The sequence below is a fragment of the Streptomyces sp. NPDC000229 genome, from assembly GCF_040300825.1.
Lineage (GTDB): Bacteria > Actinomycetota > Actinomycetes > Streptomycetales > Streptomycetaceae > Streptomyces.
Window position 1 is genome coordinate 21,081 of the sequence record NZ_JBEPEL010000022.1, and the last position, 20,630, is coordinate 41,710.

At 69.2% G+C, this 20,630-nt stretch carries 22 protein-coding genes and 2 pseudogenes; 16 read left to right on the forward strand and 8 right to left on the reverse strand.

What is annotated here, in order from left to right; all coding sequences use genetic code 11:
- The first annotated feature begins 18 nt into the window (after window positions 1–18).
- From ABT360_RS14045 to ABT360_RS14055, 3 genes and pseudogenes are all read left to right on the forward strand, one after another.
- Window positions 19–705 carry a restriction endonuclease gene (locus ABT360_RS14045; RefSeq protein WP_351814786.1) on the forward strand — a complete coding sequence of 229 codons (687 nt, stop codon included), beginning with the start codon at window positions 19–21 and terminating at the stop codon, window positions 703–705.
- A gap of 404 nt (window positions 706–1,109) precedes the next feature.
- Entirely contained in the window at window positions 1,110–1,367 is a 258-nt protein-coding gene (locus ABT360_RS14050) for an Arc family DNA-binding protein (RefSeq protein WP_351814788.1), read from the forward strand.
- Window positions 1,368–1,375: 8 nt separating this feature from the next.
- Window positions 1,376–1,743 (forward strand): annotated as a pseudogene (locus tag ABT360_RS14055) (hypothetical protein).
- Window positions 1,744–1,749: 6 nt separating this feature from the next.
- Here ABT360_RS14055 and ABT360_RS14060 read toward each other — a convergent pair.
- Window positions 1,750–1,941, reverse strand: coding sequence for a hypothetical protein (locus tag ABT360_RS14060; protein WP_351814790.1), 192 nt, complete (start codon window positions 1,939–1,941; stop codon window positions 1,750–1,752).
- A gap of 259 nt (window positions 1,942–2,200) precedes the next feature.
- Here ABT360_RS14060 and ABT360_RS14065 point away from each other — a divergent pair, with 259 nt between their 5' ends.
- From ABT360_RS14065 to ABT360_RS14085, 5 genes are all read left to right on the forward strand, one after another.
- Entirely contained in the window at window positions 2,201–4,021 is a 1,821-nt protein-coding gene (locus tag ABT360_RS14065) for a pentapeptide repeat-containing protein (RefSeq protein ID WP_351814791.1), read from the forward strand.
- A gap of 233 nt (window positions 4,022–4,254) precedes the next feature.
- Window positions 4,255–5,898, forward strand: coding sequence for a pentapeptide repeat-containing protein (locus tag ABT360_RS14070; RefSeq protein WP_351814792.1), 1,644 nt, complete (start codon window positions 4,255–4,257; stop codon window positions 5,896–5,898).
- Window positions 5,899–6,154: 256 nt separating this feature from the next.
- On the forward strand, window positions 6,155–6,331 hold the full coding sequence (locus ABT360_RS14075) for a hypothetical protein (RefSeq protein ID WP_351814793.1): 177 nt from the start codon (window positions 6,155–6,157) through the stop codon (window positions 6,329–6,331).
- Window positions 6,332–6,438: 107 nt separating this feature from the next.
- Window positions 6,439–6,681: a hypothetical protein gene (locus tag ABT360_RS14080; protein WP_351814794.1), complete on the forward strand. Its 243-nt coding sequence runs from the start codon at window positions 6,439–6,441 to the stop codon at window positions 6,679–6,681.
- 108 nt (window positions 6,682–6,789) lie between these two features.
- Window positions 6,790–7,767, forward strand: coding sequence for a hypothetical protein (locus ABT360_RS14085; RefSeq protein ID WP_351814795.1), 978 nt, complete (start codon window positions 6,790–6,792; stop codon window positions 7,765–7,767).
- A gap of 58 nt (window positions 7,768–7,825) precedes the next feature.
- On the opposite strand, the gene ABT360_RS14090 is transcribed toward ABT360_RS14085, so the two are convergent.
- On the reverse strand, window positions 7,826–8,656 hold the full coding sequence (locus ABT360_RS14090) for a glycoside hydrolase domain-containing protein (protein WP_351814797.1): 831 nt from the start codon (window positions 8,654–8,656) through the stop codon (window positions 7,826–7,828).
- Window positions 8,657–9,278: 622 nt separating this feature from the next.
- On the opposite strand from ABT360_RS14090, the gene ABT360_RS14095 reads away from it, so the two are divergent.
- Together ABT360_RS14095 and ABT360_RS14100 are read left to right on the forward strand one after the other, a co-directional pair.
- On the forward strand, window positions 9,279–10,661 hold the full coding sequence (locus ABT360_RS14095) for an erythromycin esterase family protein (RefSeq protein ID WP_444852239.1): 1,383 nt from the start codon (window positions 9,279–9,281) through the stop codon (window positions 10,659–10,661).
- A gap of 13 nt (window positions 10,662–10,674) precedes the next feature.
- Complete coding sequence (locus ABT360_RS14100) at window positions 10,675–10,839, forward strand: hypothetical protein (RefSeq protein ID WP_351814801.1); 165 nt, start codon at window positions 10,675–10,677, stop codon at window positions 10,837–10,839.
- 47 nt (window positions 10,840–10,886) lie between these two features.
- Here the strand turns inward: ABT360_RS14100 and ABT360_RS14105 are convergent, their stop codons facing one another.
- Together ABT360_RS14105 and ABT360_RS14110 are read right to left on the reverse strand one after the other, a co-directional pair.
- On the reverse strand, window positions 10,887–11,813 hold the full coding sequence (locus ABT360_RS14105; protein WP_351814803.1) for a hypothetical protein: 927 nt from the start codon (window positions 11,811–11,813) through the stop codon (window positions 10,887–10,889).
- A 339-nt stretch (window positions 11,814–12,152) separates the two neighbouring features.
- Window positions 12,153–12,500, reverse strand: a complete 348-nt coding sequence (locus tag ABT360_RS14110; protein WP_351814805.1) for a DUF6300 family protein — start codon at window positions 12,498–12,500, stop codon at window positions 12,153–12,155.
- A gap of 145 nt (window positions 12,501–12,645) precedes the next feature.
- Here ABT360_RS14110 and ABT360_RS14115 point away from each other — a divergent pair, with 145 nt between their 5' ends.
- On the forward strand, window positions 12,646–12,927 hold the full coding sequence (locus tag ABT360_RS14115) for a hypothetical protein (RefSeq protein ID WP_351814807.1): 282 nt from the start codon (window positions 12,646–12,648) through the stop codon (window positions 12,925–12,927).
- Window positions 12,928–12,994: 67 nt separating this feature from the next.
- Here ABT360_RS14115 and ABT360_RS14120 read toward each other — a convergent pair whose 3' ends face one another.
- Entirely contained in the window at window positions 12,995–13,642 is a 648-nt protein-coding gene (locus tag ABT360_RS14120) for a hypothetical protein (RefSeq protein ID WP_351814808.1), read from the reverse strand.
- 282 nt (window positions 13,643–13,924) lie between these two features.
- On the opposite strand from ABT360_RS14120, the gene ABT360_RS14125 reads away from it, so the two are divergent.
- Window positions 13,925–14,182 (forward strand): hypothetical protein, encoded by a 258-nt coding sequence (locus tag ABT360_RS14125; RefSeq protein WP_351814810.1) that lies wholly within the window; start codon window positions 13,925–13,927, stop codon window positions 14,180–14,182.
- Window positions 14,179–14,559, forward strand: coding sequence for a hypothetical protein (locus ABT360_RS14130; protein ID WP_351814812.1), 381 nt, complete (start codon window positions 14,179–14,181; stop codon window positions 14,557–14,559). The genes ABT360_RS14125 and ABT360_RS14130 overlap by 4 nt, the downstream gene beginning before the upstream one ends.
- Window positions 14,560–14,952: 393 nt before the next feature.
- Here ABT360_RS14130 and ABT360_RS14135 read toward each other — a convergent pair whose 3' ends face one another.
- Together ABT360_RS14135 and ABT360_RS14140 are read right to left on the reverse strand one after the other, a co-directional pair.
- On the reverse strand, window positions 14,953–15,189 hold the full coding sequence (locus tag ABT360_RS14135) for a hypothetical protein (protein WP_351814814.1): 237 nt from the start codon (window positions 15,187–15,189) through the stop codon (window positions 14,953–14,955).
- Between the two features lie 849 nt (window positions 15,190–16,038).
- The gene (locus ABT360_RS14140; protein ID WP_351814815.1) at window positions 16,039–17,010 is read right to left on the reverse strand and encodes a DUF1353 domain-containing protein; all 972 of its coding nucleotides are present in this window, start codon (window positions 17,008–17,010) and stop codon (window positions 16,039–16,041) included.
- A 458-nt stretch (window positions 17,011–17,468) separates the two neighbouring features.
- Between ABT360_RS14140 and ABT360_RS14145 the strand changes: the two genes are divergently transcribed.
- The 3 genes from ABT360_RS14145 to ABT360_RS14155 all read left to right on the forward strand — a co-directional run bounded on the left by ABT360_RS14145 (window position 17,469) and on the right by ABT360_RS14155 (window position 19,698).
- On the forward strand, window positions 17,469–17,636 hold the full coding sequence (locus ABT360_RS14145; protein ID WP_351814817.1) for a hypothetical protein: 168 nt from the start codon (window positions 17,469–17,471) through the stop codon (window positions 17,634–17,636).
- A gap of 750 nt (window positions 17,637–18,386) precedes the next feature.
- Complete coding sequence (locus ABT360_RS14150) at window positions 18,387–19,091, forward strand: transposase family protein (protein ID WP_351814819.1); 705 nt, start codon at window positions 18,387–18,389, stop codon at window positions 19,089–19,091.
- A 34-nt stretch (window positions 19,092–19,125) separates the two neighbouring features.
- Complete coding sequence (locus ABT360_RS14155; RefSeq protein ID WP_351814821.1) at window positions 19,126–19,698, forward strand: hypothetical protein; 573 nt, start codon at window positions 19,126–19,128, stop codon at window positions 19,696–19,698.
- A 78-nt stretch (window positions 19,699–19,776) separates the two neighbouring features.
- Here the strand turns inward: ABT360_RS14155 and ABT360_RS14160 are convergent.
- Window positions 19,777–20,600 (reverse strand): annotated as a pseudogene (locus ABT360_RS14160) (IS5 family transposase).
- Window positions 20,601–20,630: the final 30 nt, after the last annotated feature.

Sequence of the window (20,630 nt, forward strand, 5' to 3'; positions counted from 1 at the left end):
CTGGGGAGCGGGGGAGTGATGGCACGTCGACAGCGCCGGCGCTTGAAGAAACGGACACGCAGGCAGCTGCAGGGCTGGGGTGCGGTGGCGGTGCTGGCCGCAGTGGTGTGGGTTGTCGGGAACTGGTCGAAGGTGTGGCCCGTCCTGGTGGCCGTACTCGCCGCGGCCGTAGTGGGCGGGGCCGGCTGGGCGTTGCTGCGGGCACACCGCCTGGCGGTCGGCCAGGACCGTGCGTGGCGGGCACAGGAGGAGGCCCGGGTGCGCGAGTTGTCCATGGCCGAGGTCGATGCCTTGTCGTGGCAGGAGTTCGAGACGTACATCGCGGAGCTGTGCCGACGGGATGGTTGCACGAAGGTCGTCGTCAGCGGTAAGAGCGGCGACCTGGGCGCGGACGTGGTCGGCTACCTGGCCGACGGCCGAAAGCTGGTCGTGCAGTGCAAGAAATACGCGCCGCACCGGAGCGTGTCCTCGCAGGACATGCAGAAGTTCGTCGGCACCGCACGTCTCGAGCACGGCGCGGACGTCGCCTTGTTCGTTACCACCTGCCGCGCGTTCACGAGGGACGCGCTGGGTCTGGCACTGCGCCAGGACGTCGTGGCGATGCACCGCGACCTGCTGGGCTCCTGGGTCAAGGGTGCTCATCTGGAGACGCTGATCCCGCTGAACGGCAGCGGCGGCGGCACCAGACGGCACCCCTCTGCCTGACCGCGGCACGCCGGCGGATCGGGGGATGCATGCAGCCGGCCGATTCTCCCGGGCAAGGGCGTCCTCTCGGCCAATGCAGACGAGGAATCAGGCAGGAAGAGGCGCTCTGCACGTGCCGCCGGCGCAGCGGCTGACGCTTCGATCGGGTGAAGCACCGTCGCCACCTGGCCGGTCCCCGCAGACAGGCGTCGGCCCTCCCGTGGGGAGGCGGGGACGGAGGGCGCGGCCGCGCCAAGGTGACCTGGGTGAGCCAGGGAGGGCGGCCCCCGGATCGGGGATCACCGCTGGTGGAAGCATTGCACTGGCTCTAGCCACACAACAGGCTCGTGGCTGAATTCAACGCATGGCAATAGCATGGGTACGGGTACGTACCCGTACCCTGTTTGTGTGGAGGGAGCCCGATGGTGCCTGACGCCAATGTCCGCATTCCCGAGGAAACCCGCGACCGGCTCGCGGCCATAGCTGCGGCGGAGGGCATGTCGCTGCGCGCCTACCTGGCCCGGCTCGCCGAAGCCCTCCTCACCCCGGACGAGCGTGCCGCGCGGGCCGAGCAGGCCCGGGCCGCGCTGAAGGAGTGGAACGGCTACGCGCCCACCCGCGGTGAGGAGCAGGACCTCGACAGCGAGCTGGACCGTCGCCTGGCCCAGGCGGCCGCCCGGTGAGCGACGCTATGCACATCGTCCTGGACGACACGGCGATGGCCGCGGCCGGCTAGGGCAACGTTCTCGCCTCCCGCCTCATCCACCGCGCCCACGCCCAGGCCGGCTGGTACATGTACGCTCCCGCGTGCGCACTCGTGGAAGCCGACCGTGCCCGGCCGGGCACGGCGGAGCACCTGGCCGCGCTGCCGGGTATCACCGTGCTCGACCTGGACCTCCCGGCTGCCTTGGCCGTGGCCCGGCACGACACCTGGGCGGCGGCACACTGCCAGTACGCGGCCCAGCCGACTCCGGACCGCCCCGATAGGGCGATCATCGCACCACCACCCCCGACCGGTGGATCGGCGAGCCGGTCCGCGTCCTCGACCTCACACCCTGATCCTCATCAAGCTGGATTACCCGCTGGCTCCGAGGTGGGCTCGGCAGGGGTCTGGACGAGGCGATGCCAGCGGGTACGGACGGCTTTCTGGAGTGGTGCGAGCAGGTGCGCGGGGACGTCGTCGAAGGGCCCGTCGCGATCGGGGGCGGCGGCGAGCCCGGTGCGGACGGAGAAGCGCGGGCGGGATCCGGTCGTCATGACGGAACGGTAGCCGGGCGGGTGATCGCGTCGGATAACTGCGGACGGTCATCCCACGCGATCACCCTTGTCCGCGAATCGCGGACGACGTCCCGGACAGCTCGCCACCCCCGGATCCGGACTGCTGGACAGCACCGAAGATTTCAGTAAGGCACGAATCTTTTCAGGGCGTCCTTGAGCCGGGCACCGCAGTCCTCAGCCATCCGCCCGCTGCTGCTGGTCTGGCAACTGACCGGTGGCACCGGTACGTCCTTGAGGTATGACCTCTGCTGCGCCCGAACCCCTATCCAGCACTCAGCACTGCGGCCACGGCGCCACGCCGGCCAATCCGGTCGGCTGCCGCGGCACCGGCGTCGATGGCCACACCGCTTGCCTGACCCACCTGGACGAGGCCGACCGCGCCGCCTACCTCGCGGCGCTGTCACCCGGCACCGACATCGACCACCGCGGCACTCCTTTCACCCCTGAACTGCTGCACCAACTACTCAGCGCCTTACGCGACCCCGCCACCCGTAGGCCCCACATAGGCGACGCCCGGTTCGACGCGGCGTCCTTCTCCGGCGACGCTGAGTTCGGCGACGCGACCTTTACCGGCAAAGCCGAGTTCTCCTGGGCGTCCTTCGCCGGCGGCGCCGAGTTTTCCAAGGCGTCCTTCTCCGGCGACGCCAGGTTCGATGGAGCGTCCTTCTACAACGGCGCCGAGTTTTCCAAGGCGTCCTTCTCCGGCGGCGCCAGGTTCGATGGAGCGTCCTTCTCCGGCGGCGCCAGGTTCGATGGAGCGTCCTTCTACAACGGCACCCGGTTCTTCGGGGCGTCCTTCAGCCGGGGCGCCACATTCAACTGGGCGTCCTTCTACGGCCGCGCCGAGTTCATCGAGGTGTCCTTCTCCGGCGACACCGAGTTTGTCAGTGCGTCCTTCCGCAGCGACGCCAGCTTCGACAAGGCACGGTTTGAGAGGGCGTCGCACCTGGGGCCGCTGGTGTGCGGTGAGACAGTGGTGTTGGACGGTGCGGTGTTCCAGCAGCCGGTGACGTTGGAGATCGCCGCCCGCCAGGTGAGCTGTGCGCGCACCCGATGGGTATCGACCGCCACGCTGCATCTGCGCTACGCCGAGCTGGACCTGAGAGACGCGGTCTTCGAGTACCCGGTGCTGGTCGCGGCCCGCCCTACCCCTTTCCCGCTGTTCACTTCGGACTCCAGGCTGTTGCCAGAGACACAGTTGTCCGAGCAACAGCCTGGTGTGAGCCTGACGTCGGTGGGCGGAGTGGATGCCGCCTACCTGGCGCTGCACGACATCGACCTGAGCAGGTGCCGGTTCGCCGGCGCCGTTCACCTCGACCAGCTGAAGGTCGACGGCTGGTGCACGTTCGCCACCACCCCCACCAGCCGGCGCTGGTACTTCACCTGGCGGTGGAGCCGGCGCAACACCTTGACCGAGGAGCATCACTGGCGGGTGCGCACCGCCCGCCACCCCGGGCGGGCCACCGCCTTGGGCTGGACCGACCCGCCGCAGGACGCTCCCGAGCTGAAGCCGGCGGCGGTGGCGGCGCTGTATCGGCAGCTGCGCAAGTCGCTGGAGGACGGCAAAAACGAGCCGGACGCCGCCGACTTCTACTACGGCGAGTGCGAGATGCGCCGCCACGACACCACCCGTCCCAGGGGCGAGCGCGTGCTGCTCGCCGCCTACTGGGCGCTGTCTGGGTACGGACTGCGCGCCACTCGAGCACTGGCCTGGCTGGGGGCGGCCATGGCCGTCACGATCGCGGTGATGATGCTGTGGGGCCTGCCCGCCGACGACCCGAAGCCGACCACCACCGGCCGCCAGGTCGCCGTCGGGCAGAAGGTCGTTCTCACCACCGATATCCCCACCCCGGTCAACCCCACCGGTCCGCTGACCGCACGCGTCACCACCGAACGGTTCGAGAAGGCATTGCGGGTGGTGATCAACTCGGTGATCTTCCGCTCCTCCGGACAAGACCTCACCACGACCGGCACCTACACCGAGATGACCTCCCGGCTGACCGAACCCGTCCTCCTCGGCCTGGCCGTCCTCGCCATCCGTAGCCGCGTCAAACGCTGACCCCTATCCTCTCTGCGGAAGAGACCGAAGACGCCACAGCCGCCGGGCACTGAGATGATCGGTGCGCCCACTCACTGAAATCTTCTGTGCTACCCGACAGCCCATGTCGGACCGCACGGAAGATTTCAGTCACGATTCACTTCAGTACGCCCTTCAGTGCCCGCACCGAAGATTTCGGTGCGGCGGCACCGGGGGAGCAACTACCCGTCCCCGCGCTCGATCGTTCTTGGGGTATGACGCGCCCAAGCACCGAACCCAAGTGGCCGCACTGCGGCCGCGACGCCACTGCCCAGGACCGGGTCGGCTGCCGCGGCCGCCGCGTCCTCAGTCACCTCCGCTGCCTGGCCCACCTGGCCGAGAGACACCGTGCCGACTATTTGAGGAGCCTGGCCCCCGGCGCTGACATCGACCACCGCGGGACCACCTTCACCCAACCGCTCCTCAAGGCTCTCCTCGACGCCCTGCACGACCCCACCACCGGAAACGCCCACTTCGGCCTCGCCAAGTTCTCCGAGGCGCAGTTCTGCGGCGACGTGTCGTTCAAAGGGGCGCAGTTCCGCGACGCCTGGTTCGGCGGGGCGCAGTTCTCCGGCAAGGCGTCGTTTTACAAGGCGCAGTTTGCCGTGATGGCGTGGTTCGGGCCGGTGGTGTGTGAGGGGACGGTCGATCTGTCCGGTGCGGTGTTCGAAGCGCCAGTGACGCTGGAAATCGCGGCGCCTGAGGTGCGTTTTTGGAGGACTCGGTGGGAGGCGACATCGACGGTACGCCTGCGCTATGCCGCCACGGACCTCAGCGACGCGGTGCTTACCTTCCCCGTAGCGGTCACCTCCCATCCCGCCCGCTTCCGCATCAGAGAGGGTGCGGAGGTGGAGGACCGCCATCTGCTAGGCAACGCGACCAAGGTGCAGGTGAAGTCGGTGCGCGGGGTGGACGCCGCGCACCTGGTCCTGGCCGACCTCGACCTGACCGACTGTGTGTTCTCCGGGGCTTTTCACCTCGATCAGCTCCGGCTGGAAGGACGCTGCACCTTCGCCAGCGTCCCGCCCGGGTGGCACTGGCGGCACTGGCACCCGGTACGGTTCACGCCACGCCGCACCCTCGCCGAAGAACACCACTGGCGCGCGACCCAGCCGACAGCTCTCTCAGGATGGAAGGCGGCGACGGAGCCCGGACCCGTCGAGCCGGCCGCGACGGAGCCCGGACCCGTCGAGCCGGCGGCGACGGAGCCCGGACCCGAGCCAGCGGCGGAGCCCGGACCCGAGCCAGCGGCGGAGCCCGGACCCGAGCCAGCGCAGCTGGCGGCGGTGTACCGGGCGCTGCGCAAGGCGTTCGAGGACAGCAAGAACGAGCCGGGGGCCGCGGACTTCTATTACGGCGAGATGGAGATGCGCCGCCACGATCGCACCCGCACCAGCCCCGTCGAACACCGCACCGACACCACCCCCGTCGAACACCGCACCGACACCACCCCCGTCGAACACGTGCTGTTGCATGGCTATTGGATGCTGTCCGGCTACGGTCTGAGCGCTTTCCGAGCTCTGGGCTGGCTGGCTGCCGCCATGCTGGTCACCATCGTGCTGCTGATGGGATTGGGGCTTCCTCAGGACTCCCCGAAGCAGGAAGCGACCGGCACAGTGGACGGAGGCAAGGTCACTTTTAAGATCGACAAGAGTGTTCTGCAAAATCCCACGGAGGACCAGTTCACGTGCAAACGCTTCGAGAAGGCCCTGAACGTCACTCTTAACTCGGTCGTGTTCCGCTCCTCCGGCCAAGACCTCACCACCGCCGGCACGTACATCGAAATGGCATCCCGCGTGACCGAGCCCATCCTTCTGGGCCTGGCGGTCCTGGCCGTCCGTAGCCGCGTCAAACGCTGATTGGCAGTCCCCCGCGGCTCCCGTACCAGGGAACTCAACAAGAAGCCGCAGCCACCGGATACTGAAGTCACCAGTGCGCCGAAACCGCCATGAGCTTCCGCATGGAAGATTTCAGTGCCCAGACCACAGCCGTGCCCACTGAGATCTTCCGTGCAGCCCGACAGCCCTTCACGGCATGGGCGGTTCACCCGCGCCCCGGCGGGGGAGGGTGCAGGCGCCCGCCGGAGCGACCGGCGGCGCGGGTAGAGGGGCGAGGATGACGCAGAAGAGCGTGTGGGGCGACTACGCGGAGAGCAAGGCGGACGCGGCGGCCGGCCGGGAGGGCGAGGAGAAGCAGACCGACGTGATCGGCGAGGGCTTGGCGGCCGTCGCGTACGCGCTGCTGGACGTCGCCGCGGCGGTCCGGGAGAACACCGAAGCCCGCGAGCAGTAGGGGAGTGGCCCGGCGGCGGCCGGACACAGGGCGCACCGCCGGGCCGCCCCAGTCTCCCCCACATCCTCCTCAGTGGGGTGTCCACTTCGGGTGTGACGGCCCGGCCCATGAACTGGCACAAAGACCATCTGCCCCGCCGCTCGATCGGCTCGTACCTCACCGCCCGGCCCTGGCTGGAGCTGTACGCCTGGCTGCTGGCCGGGCTGCTCCTGGACCTCCTCGTCGACTGCGGCGGGAACGGCTTCGACCCCGGCTCCCCCTGGGACATGGGCCTGGGCCTGCTCGCGCTCGCGGCCGTGCGCACCGGTCTGGTGCGCTGGCTGGCCGTGCTCACGGGCCGGGACCGGTGAGGGTCCGCCTCGCGCGCGTACGCGTGCGCGCATAAAAGGGGGTCCAGAAAGTCCAGAAACTCGGCCGTCTCCCCGGTCCGGCCCGGCTGCGTGCGCGACAATCGCGGCGTGCAGACGTCGAAGTTCCCCTCGGTCCGCGCGCTCGACCAGCTCCTCGACGACCTGGGCGCCAGCGCGGCCCGTCGGCGTCAGCTGGACATGGTCCGCGGGGAGCTGGACCGGGCGCTGGAGCGGGGAGCGCTGCCGGTCGGCGCCCGGCGCAGCCTGCGGCGGCTCCTGGAAGAAGAGGCGCTCGGGCCGTACGTACGGCTCGCGGAGTCCGGGGCGCTGCGGCACCGCCGGGTCGAGGGCGGTCTCCCGCCCACGTCGGAGGCGACCAACGAGATCCGCCGCAAGTGCGTCGACCTGCTGCGCGAGGCGCTGGGCCTGCCCGCGTTGCGCCTGGGCGGCGGGGAAATCCCGCTGCAGCCCGCACCGGAGGCGGCCACCCTCTCCGCCCTGGCCCGCCAGCTCGACCAGTACCTCACCGGGCCCATGTCCCCGGCGCAGACCCGGCTGACGGCCGTGCGCGCGCTGGAGCTGGACACCGCGGCGCGCAGCGGGGAGCTGGTCGAGCTGCGCACCACGGACCTGGGCGAGGACAACGCCGCGGTGTACGTCGAGCGGCGACCGCAGGGCGGCGGCACGGTCGAGGGGGAGTGGGTCGAGACCTCGGCGCTGACCCGGGCCGCGCTGGAACGCTGGCTGGACGTGCGCAACCCGCGTCCTTGGGCGGCGGCGGAGCCGCATGGCTGTGTGGAGGAGCTGTTTGCCGCCCGGTTTGATCTCCCGGCCGGTGCGCGGGTGCGGCCGGTGCAGGACGCATCCCGGTCAGAATGTCGAGGGGATCAACGTCATCGTCCCCGACGGACTGCTCACACCGGCCCAGGTTGTCGTCGATGCCGCGGCCCCCGCAGAGGAAGCGGGGGCCGTGGTGTCCGCGCACGACGTGCTCGCGGTGGTCGAGACGCCTCACCCTCGGCCCGAAGCACCGACCGCAAGCTCAAGCCCGCGCTGCATGCGGCGGCCGACGTCGAGCACTACTGAACGAACACCCGACCCAGGGAGCATCTCCGCGACGACGGGGTCCATTGTGGGCCGTTGGTCAGCCGATGATGGCGACTGGGGCGTCCCAGGCGTTGCGGTCGACGTTGATCGTGTGACCGCCGCGGGTCTCCTTGCTGTTGGCCTTGTACTGGTGCCCGCGGCTGTGGCCGGTGTACAGCTTCGGGTCCCAGGGCCAGTCCTTGGTGGTGGTCTCCTGGCCGTTCCACAGGGCGTACCAGAGGTTGCCGGGGAGGTCCGTGCGGTCCTTGGCCGTGGCGATCGCCGCGGCGCTGGAGCTGCTGAAGCCGTAGAGGCCGGCGCGGTAGGTCTTGGCGCGCAGTGTCTTGGTGAAGGACCGCACATAGGTGAGGGTGGCGTCGTTGCAGGCCTTGTCGGCGATGTCGTACGACTCCATGTTGAGGTAGATGGGGCTGCCGGCCTTCATGCCGAGCGCCGAGGCCTTGGCGATCGCGTCGTTGGCGTTACTCACCCCGACCGAGGCCGCAGTGGCCGCGGTGAACCTCTCCTTGTTCCGGCTCTTCTGGCAGGGCGGCTGGGCACCGACGTACAGGGGGATGACCCGCCAGCCGAGCGTGTCGACCGACTTCACCCAGGACTTGGTCAAGTTGGGCTGGGCGCAGCCACGGTTCTTGCCGCCGACATAGACGGCGACACCGCCGTAGTAGGCGTCCTTCTTCCACGCCTTCATCGCGGTGAGCGAGGGCGCCGTGCAGGCGTCGAACGCCCGACCCGTGTACGTCTTCTGCGCCGGCCACGCCGGAGCGGCCACCGAGGTCTGCGCCGCGACGCCCGCACCGGCCACGACAACGACACCGGTCGCGGCCAAAGCGATGTAACGGCTCTTCCGGGACAAACGATGCTTCGCCATTCCCCACCCCATACGTCATGTCAGGCCGAGCTTCGGTATTCCAGAGCGGGACCGTAACCAATTCCGGCCCAGTCTCGCAGGTCGCACTTGCGGTCGTTGCACCGCCGCCTTCCGCCTCCCAGCCCCGGCGCGGGCCTAGCGTGGGGGTCCGGCGCCCTGGCGGAGTGCCGTCCGGCGACTGCCCGCCCGCCCGTCGACCGCTCGTTCCCCGTCCGCGGTCCGAACGGCCGCAGCCTTGGGTCGCCGTAGTCCGCCACCCCGCTGCCGGGTTGTTCCACCCTGGGACTCGGTTCAGTGCCCGCAGCCGGACGTCGACGGGTCGAGTGTGAGCGCCTGGCGGACGACAAGAGCGTGGCGCAGGCCCGGCGGGCGACCGTGCTGGACGGGCACATCGTAGGGCAACCGATGCTTGGGGCCGTCCTTGTAGCAGCTCTTAGCCTGTCGTAGCACTCAATAGGAGAGGGTCATCATGCCGGGACAGGAGAAGAGATTGGGGGCGCCGCAGGCAGGCGGCAGGTCCCGGAGTGGCATCTGCTCTACAGCGGACCTGTGGTTATCCCCAGGAGGAAAACTGAAGGTGGCAGGCTGCCCGGGACCTGCCGCCCATCGGCAGCCTTGATCCATGCCTGTATTTCACAGATCACATCGATTGCATCGGTTACTGCTACTCCTGCTGGCGCTGACGCTCGGGGTCGGCACGCTGACGGTCGCCGCCCGGCCGGCGCACGCGAACGCGACGACTACCACCGATCCGGTGCGCGAACTGGCGCGCGTCGCGGAGCCGCTGCGTTCCACGGAGGCCGGCACCCCCGGCAGCGATCTGCGCCCGCTCGGCCGCATGATCGGCTCGGCGAAGATCGTCGGCCTGGGTGAGGCTACGCACAGCTCTCGGCAGTTCTTCACGATGAAGCACCGCGTCTTCCGGTACCTCGTCGAGGAGCAAGGCTTCACCACCTTCGCGCTCGAGGCGCCCTGGTCCACCGGCCTGGTCCTCAACGAGTACCTGTTGTACGGGAAGGGCGACCCGGAGAAGCTCATGCGGGAGGAGTTCCAGAGCTCGTACCGGATATGGAACACCCGCGAGTATCTCGATCTGCTGAGATGGATGCGCGCCCACAACGTTCGCCACCCCGACCGCCCCGTGCAGTTCATGGGTGAGGACAACGGTTACGCGGGACCTGAGCTCTTCGACGCGGTCACGGACTATGTGTCCGCGCACCACCCGGAGCTGCTGCCGGAGTTCCGCCGCCTTTACCGCGAGCTCCGGCCGACGGGGAGCGTGGAGGAGACCGTCAACGAGAACATGGCCAAGCCCATCGCCGAGCGCGAGCGGACGGCCGTGGATGTGCGGCGCGCCTACGAGCTGCTTCAGGCGCAGGGGCCGGACGAGGACCGGCAGGCGTACGAGTGGATCCTCCAGCACGCCAGGGCCATCTCCCAGACCGGCACCCTCTACGCGTACTACGACTTCTCCGACCCGGAGAAAATCGCTCGGGCCATGCTCTACCGCGACCAGATCATGGCGGAGAACACTGTGTGGTGGCAGCGGCACACCGACCACCGGATGCTGTTGTCGGCCCACAACGGCCATGTCTCCTACGAGTCCGACAACCCTGAGCAGTATCCGAAGACCCAGGGGGAGTTCATACGCCAGACGGTCGGGGCCGAGTACGTGAACATCGGTTACACCTTCGGGCAGGGCTCGTTCAACGCGATGGATCTGACGGATCCTGAGGAGCCCTACCGTCGCTTCTCCGTGAAGCCGCTGGGCGCGGGCAGCAATGAGGAGGTGCTGGAGAGAGTCTCGCGCCGGGACTACTACGTCGATCTGCGGGCCGTGCCCGAGCCGACGCGAGACTGGCTGATGGCGAAGCGGTTGACCCGCTCCATCGGGAACGCCTGGCCGGAGGACCCCTACCAAACCTCGCTCGGGCGCCAGTTCGACGTGCTGATACACCTCCATCGCGTCACGGCCGCAGATCTCCTGTCAACGGCCAGGGACTGAAAGTCCCGGTTGGTTGCTCGCCCCGCGCACGACGTGGCAGGCACGGCGCCTGGCCGCCGACTTCGGCGAGGAGATGGACGCGAAGACCGCGTGGGTGATGGCCCGCCTCGCCCGCCATCCCGACGAGCTCGGATACGCCATGGCCCACTTGGACGACGAACGCTCCACTGCGAACTGAGGACGGTGAGAGTGTCGTGGGCTCCGTCAGGTAGTCCCCGGCTGGGGTCAGGCGAAGGCCGTGCGGTTCAGTTCCGCGATCCTCTCGCGGCGCCGGTCATCGAGGGTGCGGCCCCATTTGGCGTTGGAGTAGTACACGGAATGTCCGGTGGTGGGCTCGCGGAAGTCGATGGTGCATCCGACGTCTGCGTGGGTGTGATCGCACAGGCAGGTGCATCGTTTGTGTTCGACTTCCCAGCCGACTCCGGTGGGGCCGTCGCCCAGGAGCCGGATGAGGTCAGGGCACGGCGGGCCGTCGGTGGTCTCCAGCCGTACGTCGCCGCCTACAGCGTGCCAGGCATCAGTGCTGTTGACCGGGCCTGGCCCGGCGGTAGCCCGGATGCGGCGGAGCAGGGGCGAGTAGATCGAGGGCGGATCGCAGGGCGAGGCGGTGGCTGCGGCGTAGGCGGCGCGTTCCTCGGGTGTCCACTCCGGCTTGGGCTGCAGCAGGTCGTAGTCGGGGGCGAGGCGGTCGACGACGCGATCCCACCAGTGGGGGTTGAAGCCGGTAAGCAGGATGCTGGCCGGCATGCCGGGGCGGTACAAGCAGATGCCGCCCCTCTCCCTGCGGTACCGGAGGCCGGGCACGCCGATAATCCGGTCCTGGGGGCTCGAGAATTCGTCGTAGTCGTTTAGCCGGGGGAGGAGGAACTCGGCCCAGTAGTAGGTCACATATGGCTCATTGGCGAGCCGGAGGCCAAGCTGGTCCTCATCTGGCCGGACCTGGACGATGCCCAGAGGGTGCTCGCAGACACCGCCGATCTTGCAGCAGGCGAGGAAGACCGCGGTCTCCAGCAGCGCCTGTTCCGGGCGGCGGGCTGCGGGGACGGGAAGCGGCTGGTTGTCGTCCTCGAGGAGTGCGCTGAGGGCTTGGTGGGATTCGCCGGTGCAGCGGCGGCGGTCTTCAGTGAGGGCCAGGGCGGCCTGAGGAGGCATGGCTGCTTTTCCGCGCCGGACCGGCCCCCGGCGGTGAGCGCTTTGTTGAGGTGGTGCTGACGGTGTCGTACGCGGGTGATGCTTCTGGCCGGTCCTCGGCGAGGGAGCTGCGGGGGCTTCTTCCATCGCGCGGCCGGGCGTTCACGCTGCCCGCGCTGATGACATCCGGAGCGCGGCTGAGGATCAAGGAGGCGCAGCGGCTGACGCTTCGATCGGGTGAAGCGGTCAACGCCGTCATCACCTGGCCGGTCCCGCCCCAAGGGCCGCTCGCAACCGGGGCCGGGTTCACGTCGTCCAGGGCGGCACTACGCAGGAGAGCCGAGTGCTGAGGCGCTGGAGTCAGCCGGTGCCCTTGGGCGGTGTGCCGGTGTGGGGCGGGTAGGGGGAGCCGGAATCCGGGTTGTCGATGAGCACGTATCCGTGGGCGGCCATCGCTTCCTTCTGGAAGTCCAGGAGGAGCTCGGCTCCCTCCTTGGCGCGGGAGGTGTCGTTTCCCGCACCGGAGGCGAAGAAGCGGACCAAGGCGCCGGCGGCGGTGTCTCCGGCGTCGCAGAGCCGGCACAGCTCCAGGGTGATCGGCTTGCCGAAGGTATCGCGCTGAGGCATCCGTGCGGCCATGATGAGCGGGCCCTGGCAGCGGGAGCAGGCCGGCAGGTCGTTGCTGCGCTGGACGGATACGTGAGCCATGAGCGCCCCCTTGATCGCTGGGAGCGCCATCCAACCCTCCGTGGCGGGGGGCAATGTTTTTGCCGGGTTCTGGGATGCCGAACCCGCGATATCGTGGACGTCCTGATGACCGTCGTTTCACCTGATCTTGCAGGAGATCCCCCCCGTGGCTGAGGACCCCATCGCGCAGAGCGAGCTCGCCGCTCTCACCCGCCGCTTCGAGGACGTCGCAGAACGGACCGATCGCGAGTTCGGGATCGTCAAGAGCGACCTCACCGCGCTGCGGCTCCAGGTCGGCAACCTGGACCAGAAGGTGGGCAACCTCGACGCCAAGGTGAGTGACCTTGTCGGCGAGGTCCGCGGTCTGGCTGAGGCGATGGAGCGCAACCAGGCGCAGATCGTTGAGCTGCTGACGCAGTTGGTCGGCCGGAGCCCCGACGCCAGCTGACTTCTTCCGTACACGGCTGCGGCCCCGAACTCGTGCACAGGGTTCGGGGCCGCAGCCGTACGTGCTGTCAGAGTGTTGCTGCGGGTGCGGCCTGCTGTCTGACGGGCGTGTTGAGTGCGTGGTGGTGGCGGTGGGCGACGGTGGCCGTGCCGAGCAGCAGGCCGTCGGGGGTAGTGGTGGAGGTAGCCGTACGGGAGCCAGGTGGCCGCTGTGAGGGCCACCAGGGCGCGGTTGTGGGGGTACAGGCGCAGGCAGTTGCCGGCTTCAACCTGGGCCGGGTGCCGGTGCGGTGCTCCTCGAACCAGGTGTGTTCGACCAGGAGGGACATCGAGGCGAGCTGCGGGTACAGCAGTAGCTGCGGTACGAGGACGCCGCACACAAGGGCGGGCCAGCCGCCGACGAGGTACGCGGTCGCGCAGACGGCGGTGAGGGCGGCGGTGCGGTGCCAGGCGCCGGGGCCGCGAAGGCCCGCGGCGACGCTGGCGGCGGTGGCCAGGATGCCGCGCGGGGTGAGCGGGTGGACGAGCGCGGCCGCGTACTTCCATCCGGTGGTGCCGGGGCGCAGTCCGGCCTGGTGGAGCTCGGCGAGGTTGGGATCGCTGGTCAGGGTGGCATTGGGGTGGAGCCCGCGAACATGGAGCCAGCAGCCCGGGAATGTCGACCACCCCGAGATCGCGCCGCAGCAGCGAGTCCAAGCCCGGACCGCGCCCTCCACGCCGGGGCGGCGGCGCCGACGCCCCAGTGGCGTACAGCATCCGGCCTGGCCTCGGCCGCGCGTCCGAGGTGACGCGCTCGACGTACATCCAACCGTCGCCGAGCCCGAAGATCGATCCTGATTCGGCGGCCAGGAAGGTGAGCAGCAGGCGGCCGTGGCCGATCGGGTCGTGGAACCCGACCGTAGAGGGCGAGCGTTGTAAGCTCGGCGGACCATCCAAGGCACCCGCATGCAGTAGGGTACGGGTACGTACCCGTACCCCTGGGACTCAGGAGCATGATGATGTCCGACGCCAATGTCCGTATCCCCGAGGAAGCGAAGGATCGGCTGGCCGCCATAGCTGCCGCTGAGGGGCTGTCCCTGCGCGCCTACCTGGCTCGCTTGGCCGAGACGCTGCTGACCCCAGCCGAGCGGGCTGAGCGGGCCGAGAAGGCGCGGGCTGCACTCAAGGAGTGGACCGGCTACGCACCGACCGCTGCCGAGGAGCAGGAGCTGGACAGGGAGCTGGACCGGCGCCTGGCTCAGGCGGCCGCCCGGTGAGCGATGCCGTGCACATCGTCCTGGACGACACCGCCATGGTGGCGGCCGGCCAGGGCAACGTTCTCGCCTCCCGCCTGATCCACCGCGCCCACGCCGAAGCGGGCTGGTTCCTGTACGCCCCGGCGTGCGCTCTGGTCGAAGCCGACCGCACCCGGCCCGGCACCGCCGAGCACTTGGCCTCCCTGCCCGGCCTCACCGTCCTCGAGCTGGACCTGCCCGGCGCCCTCGCCCTCGCACGGCAGGAGACCTGGGCCGCCGCCCACAGCCAGTACGCGGCCCAGCCCACCGCGGACCGGCCCGACGGAGCGATCATCGCCACCACCGCCCCACACCGGTGGGCAGGGGAGCCAGTCCGCGTACTGGACCTGACCCCCTGAATCAGCAGCGGCTCGTACGACGAGGGGACCTGCCACTCCCGGAGGTCGGCAGCACGTTCCCTCGCCTGTGCCGAGCTGCGACCGCGCCCGAGCTCGTCGGGCACGTCCAGGCCGTGGGCTTCGACGCGGACACCGGCCGCCTGGACGTCGCGCCGACGCTCCTGCGTATGGCACGCAGCTGCGCTGGAGCGCACCGAAGCTGATTGCGGCGGCCAACGAGAAGGTGTCCGGCGCGAACGTCCGGACCGTGCACGTCCTGGTGCCCGCCGCCCGCGTCTCCACGGTGCCGTCGCCAGCCGCAGTCGACGAACCAGCCCTGCGGCCGGTTGTTCCGGCCGGGCCGGTGAAGACGCGGGAGAACGCGTCGGTCGGCTACCACCGCGCCCTCGCCGCTCACCGTGCCGCCGCCGCGCCCCGGCGGGAGGACCGGCCCCGGCGGCCGCCGTCGTACGGCAGGAGCAGGTCCGCCGCAAGCTCGTCGAACAGGTCTTCCCCGACGTCGAGCAGGAGCAGGAGCAGGAGCAGGAGGTGGTGGCGTCGCTGGAGGACGTCCACTCCCAGCAACGCCAGGCTGTCGAAGCCGTTCGTGCAGCAGCAATCCGTCGTGCCCGCGCCGAACGCGGTGGCCAAACCGGTATGCCCGGCCCTCTTGCGCTGCGCCAGGCTGGGTGAAGCCTGCTGCGACCCATCCTCCTTTCCGTTATCGACCTGAGCACCTCCTACCGGATGGGAAGAGCCCGATGCCGAAGCAGCGCCAGCCAGCCAGAAGGAAGCCTCCGCGCACGACGAGCCCCAACACGATGACGAGGAGGCATACCGACTATCAGCGGCTCTGCACTGATGACCAGCTAGCGGAGGAGTTTGGTGAAGAAGGAGCTCAGTGGCTGCTCGACGAGTATCAGGGGCCTCTCAACGCCGCCGAGTTCAAACTGGAGCAGACCATCCGGCGCGACTCCTTCATGATGGACAACCCATTCGCAGGGCCCACCGTCTGCACGGCCCGGCAGATCGGCCAGATGATCGATACGACCTCCGCTTCATCGCGGAGGCGGCCGACAGCTGGCGAGCTCACCGCAGATCAGGCACGTGAAGTCGAAGAACTTCTAAGAGGTCGTTTTCACCTGGATTGCCCGTGTATTCGGCGATTTTCAGACCGCCGGGTTGTGGTGCTCGTGCTGCTGGAGATGCGGGTTGATTCTTGCTGGTCAGGTGGGGTGGCAGATGAGGCGGGAAGTGGCTTGTGCCTGTCTCATCCCAGGACGCCCGGCCTTCGCGGCCGCGTGCTTCCTTTGTCGTCGCTGTGCGCCTGGGCGCACTCACGCCAAGCGCGAGGCGCACCCCGAAGCCGTCGAACAGGCCCGCGCCGACTTCGCCGCCCTCCAGGCCGGGCGAAGGCCCCGGACCCAGGCAGTGAGGAACATCAACGTCAGAACGTGCGCCAGGCCCTCCTGGGCCGATGCAGCAGATGACAGGGCGGCATCATCGCTGGAAGAACGCCCAATCGACCCCTAGCTGGTAGTAAGCCAAGACGAATAGGACGAATAGGAAGAGCAGTCCAGCTACTGCCACGCCGGCCAACAGCTTGGCCACCTTCGGCACACACGACGTGAACCCCTCCACCACCAGGTAGATCCCGGTAACGAGGAGCACCGCGAGCGTGACCGGCAGCAGCACCGCCAGGCTCACCCCCACAACCGCCCCGACGATCCGGAAGCGTCCCCAGAACACCAGCGCCAGCACTAGCGAGATCACGACCGCACCCGACAGCCCCCCGACGAGCTCGATCCACCAGGGCCGGTCGCCCATCCAGGGCAGCTCAGTGATGCAGGTGACGTCGAAGAGGTCGAGGCCCGCCCAGATGCCGAGGAAAAGGATCACGCCGAGAGTCCCACCCGCGATCAAGCGGTAGACCCACTCCCGTGTTTTCGACCAGCCCGTGCCCTTGCCGTGGAGCATCGTCATCAGCGCAACCCCCGACCACACCAGCCACCGCCGGATTGGCGCGGTGCCAGCGTCCGCCATCGCGTCGCGCAATACGCGGTCGGCCTCCACACGCAGCACCTTTTTGCCCCTGGCAGAGGTGTACGTCAGGTCTGCTGTTTCGTGGACCAGTCCGTCGTGCAGCAACGTGGCAGGGAGATGCCTCCCGGTCTTCGGTACGAGCCAGGTGAAGCAGGCGGGTACCGAGGTCAGATCGCTCTTGAAAGTGCGGGTGGCCGAGGGCACCAGAAGAACGCCGACGTGCCGGTCGTTGTAGGCGATGCGGCGCTTCATCTTGAATCGCTCGCGGTCGCCATCGTAGGTCCGGATCAGCTCGATCCGGACAGGGGAGCCGGGGTCGGGTGGGACTTCCTCTTCCTGTTCCTCTTTGCAAGCGTCGATGCCACCGTCGTAGAACCGCGACGGGTCCGGGGTCAACGGTTGTGTGCCATCCCGCCTCACCGCGCGCATGCACCTCTCCCTCTCACCACACCGGGTTCACCCCCCTTTCCTTCCGCCGATTGCCGCCGCTATCCATGCTCCTGGCGCTTTGTCACCCATGTGCCTCACCGCCGCTACTTGTCACTTCGCCGTAGCTCGGGAGGACAGAGCGTGCCGGCGGGCGGGTTGCGGTGCGAGGTGTGCCACCGTCCGCTGGACCCGCTGCTGGCAAGGAACCGGCGTCACATCCTGTGCTGAGACACCCGTTGCCCCGGTTAGACCGAGCGGGGCTGATAGGGCGTGACATGCGACGGCGCTCACCCCGTACCGCTGTGGGGTGAGCGCCGTCCACGTTCGGGTGTTCCCGTCCCGGCAAGTGCCTCGGCTCGGCTACCGTGCCGTCATGAGCGAGCCGTTCGCCCCAGGGTGAGGACCATCCGGCATGTGGCATCTGCCCGTCGAAGCGCCTGCCGCGCGAGGCGTTCGTGGTGTACCCGCGCCCCTTGTGGGAGTGCCCGTTCGACCCGGCCGACGGCTTCCGCTACACCCTGGACGACCGGACGCCGGCGTGCGTGCACCCGCACAAGGCGGGGCTGGAGCCGGACCAGATCGCCCCGCCACCCCAGGACCGAGCCGGAGGCTACGCCGCGGCGTAGTCGATGGCGCTTGTCCCCGCGGTCGGTGATGCCGATGGTGGCGTACGCGGTGTCGAGGACTTGGCGGCGCCGCTCGGCCTCGGCGGCCGGGATCCAGTAGCGCTCGTCGACGGGCCCGAAGGCCGCCTCGTACGCCTGGTGTTAGGCCGCCGAAGGTCGACCGGGAGGGCCAGGTGAAGGGGGCGGGCAAGAAGACCGCGGCCCGGCTGCACCACCAGGTGCCACGCGGCGACTGGTACCGAATGATGTGCCCGCGATGCCACGCTGGACCGGGCAAGCTGTGCGACAACGACGAGCGCGTCGGCCCCAGCGAAAAGTGACAGCTTCCCCACGACGAACGCCTGCGCCGCGTCCTGCAGAGCGACGACCGCATTGGCCCCGGCGAGAAGCCGAAGGGCGCCCGCAACGAACGCCAGCAGCAGGCCGTCGACGTCGTGCCCACGCCGCCTGCCCGGGTTGAAGCCCGGCCTCCCCGGCCGCGCAGGAGAGAGCGGGAAACGCAGGAACCGCGGGCTCGGTGGCGGGGACCTGGCATGCGAGAGAGGTCACTTGCCTGGCTTTGTCCACGAGAACGGGGTTCTGGCACAGATCTTGGGGAGCGGTCGCGGAGCGTTACCCCGATCGTCGATTGTGAGGGTCAGGTTCGCGTGAGACCGCGTACGCCTTGGCGTTGGACGCTAGGAATTGACGCTCCCTCAGGTATCTGTCGATGGCTGCTGTGGTCGGTTGTGGACGGTGATGGTGCTGGTCATGCAGACCGATGCACCGTTCTGGGACTCGCTGGTATTCGATGGAATCGACGAGGTGGATGCCGAGGCGGTCACGGCCGCGTTCGGCACGGTCGAGGTGGTGGCGAAAGGCCGCGCGGCCGGGGCGGCATGTCCGGGCTGCGGCTGCTTCTCAGACCGAGTCCACGACCGTTACCAGCGCAGGCTGAAGGATCTTCCGCTCGCTGAGCAAGGCCTGGCGATCCGGCTGACGGTCCGACGCTTCATCTGCGGGTCGGCGGACTGCCCGCGCCGGACGTTCGCCGAACCATTCCTCCAGCTGACCGCCCCGTACGCACGGTTCACCACGCGGCTCAACCGCGCCCTGGAGCGAGTGGGGCTCGCCTTGGCGGGGCAGGCCGGCGCCCGGCTGGCGGCCCAGCTGGGGTTCGGAGCGGGGAGGATGACCTTGTTACGCAGGGTCATGGCATTGCCCGATCCGCAGTTCAGCACGCCGCGGGTGCTGGGCGTGGACGACTTCGCGATCCGCCGCGGCCAGACCTACTCCACCGTCTTGACCAGCGTCGAAGACCATCGCGTGGTCGATGTGCTCCCGACGCGTGAAGCCGGGCCGCTGGCCGCCTGGCTGATCCACCATCCCGGCGTGGAGATCATCTGCCGCGATCGGGCGGGCGCCTACGCCCGAGGGCGCCCGGCGCGGTGCCCCCGGCGCTCTGCAGGTCGCTGACCGGTTCCATCTGTGGCAGGGCCTCGGCCGGGCCGTGGAGACCTGCGTCGCCGCCCACCGCGAGTGCCTGCGCAACCCGTCGCCCAACGGCATGCCACCGCAGGACACCCGCCCAGCTCCCGGCCGGTCGCAGGACGACTCGGAGCCCGTCGGTCGGCGGGCCGAGCGGAAGAAGGCAGCGCACGCCCTGGTCCACGAGCTGCTTGCCCAAGGCCACTCACGCCGGGCGATCGCCCGGCACCTGGGCTGGGGCCTCAACATCGTGCTCCGATACGCGAGCGCCGCCCGCTGGCAGGACACCATCCGAGAGAACCAACCCCGGCCCAGCAGACTGGACCCCTACAAGCCCTATGTGGAACGGCGATTCGCCGAGGGATGCACCAGCGTCACTCGACTTCACAGCGAGCTGATAGCCGAGCAAGCTCCTGTCACCTACGGCATGGTCCGCGCGCACATCGCCACCTTGCGCGGGGCTCCATCCGGGGCGCCGCCCCGGCCGCCGACGGTGCGGCAGGTGACCGGCTGGCTCACCCGGCACCCCGCGACCCTGACCGAGGAAGACCGCGCCGGCCTGAAGCGCCTGCAAGGAGGCCGCGGCCGTCATTGACCAGCGCTGGCCGCTGGAAATGCGTCGCGGGAATCGTGTTAGCCCCACGCCTCCCCCCGGTTCCTGCTGGTCCCCCTTCTAGGGTTGCCCGCGCCACGACCTGAGCCGCCTCCAGCAGATCAACGCGCACGCGAGTCTGAGGAAGGCTTCGTGGATGTCGTCGCGTATCTCCCAGCGGATGCGTAGACGGCGGAATCAGTGCAGGTGGGCGAACGTGCGCTCTACGACCCAGCGCTGGGTGCCCAGGCCGGATCCGTGCTCGGTACCACGGCGAGCGATCACTGGCTTCACCCCGAGGTCCCAGACCAGGCGGCGGTACTTGTCGTGGTCGTAACCCCGATCACCCAGTACCACGTCCGGGCGGCGCCGGGGCCGGCCGCGTTTGCCCCGCACCGGCGGCACGGCCTGCAGCAGCGGAATGAGCTGGGTGACGTCGTTGCGATTGCCGCCAGTCAGGGTGGCGGCGAGCGGGATGCCGGTGGCGTCGGTGATCAGGTGGTGCTTGCTGCCCGCTCTGCCCCGGTCGACAGGGCTTCGTCCGGTCTTGGCTCCCCCTTTAACGCGCGGATGTGGGAGCCGTCGACGGCCGCCCGGGAGAAGTCCAGGGCGTTGGCGTTGCGGAGCTTGGCGAGGAGGACGTCATGCAGTCGGCACCACACGCCGGCCTCGGTCCACTCAGCCAGGCGCCGCCAGCAGGTCATACCCGAACCGAAGCCGAGTTCCTGCGGCAGGTGTTCCCAGGAGATCCCCGTGTGCAGCACGAACAGGATGCCCTGGAACACCAGCCGGTCCGGATGCCGCTTGCGCCCAGGATGTCGGGTCCGGCGCTCAACCTTGGGCAGTAGCGGCTCGATCACTGCCCACAGTTCGTCGTCGACTTCCCACGGCTTCGGCCGCGCCACCGCACACCTCCGGATCAGTAGTCCCGGAGT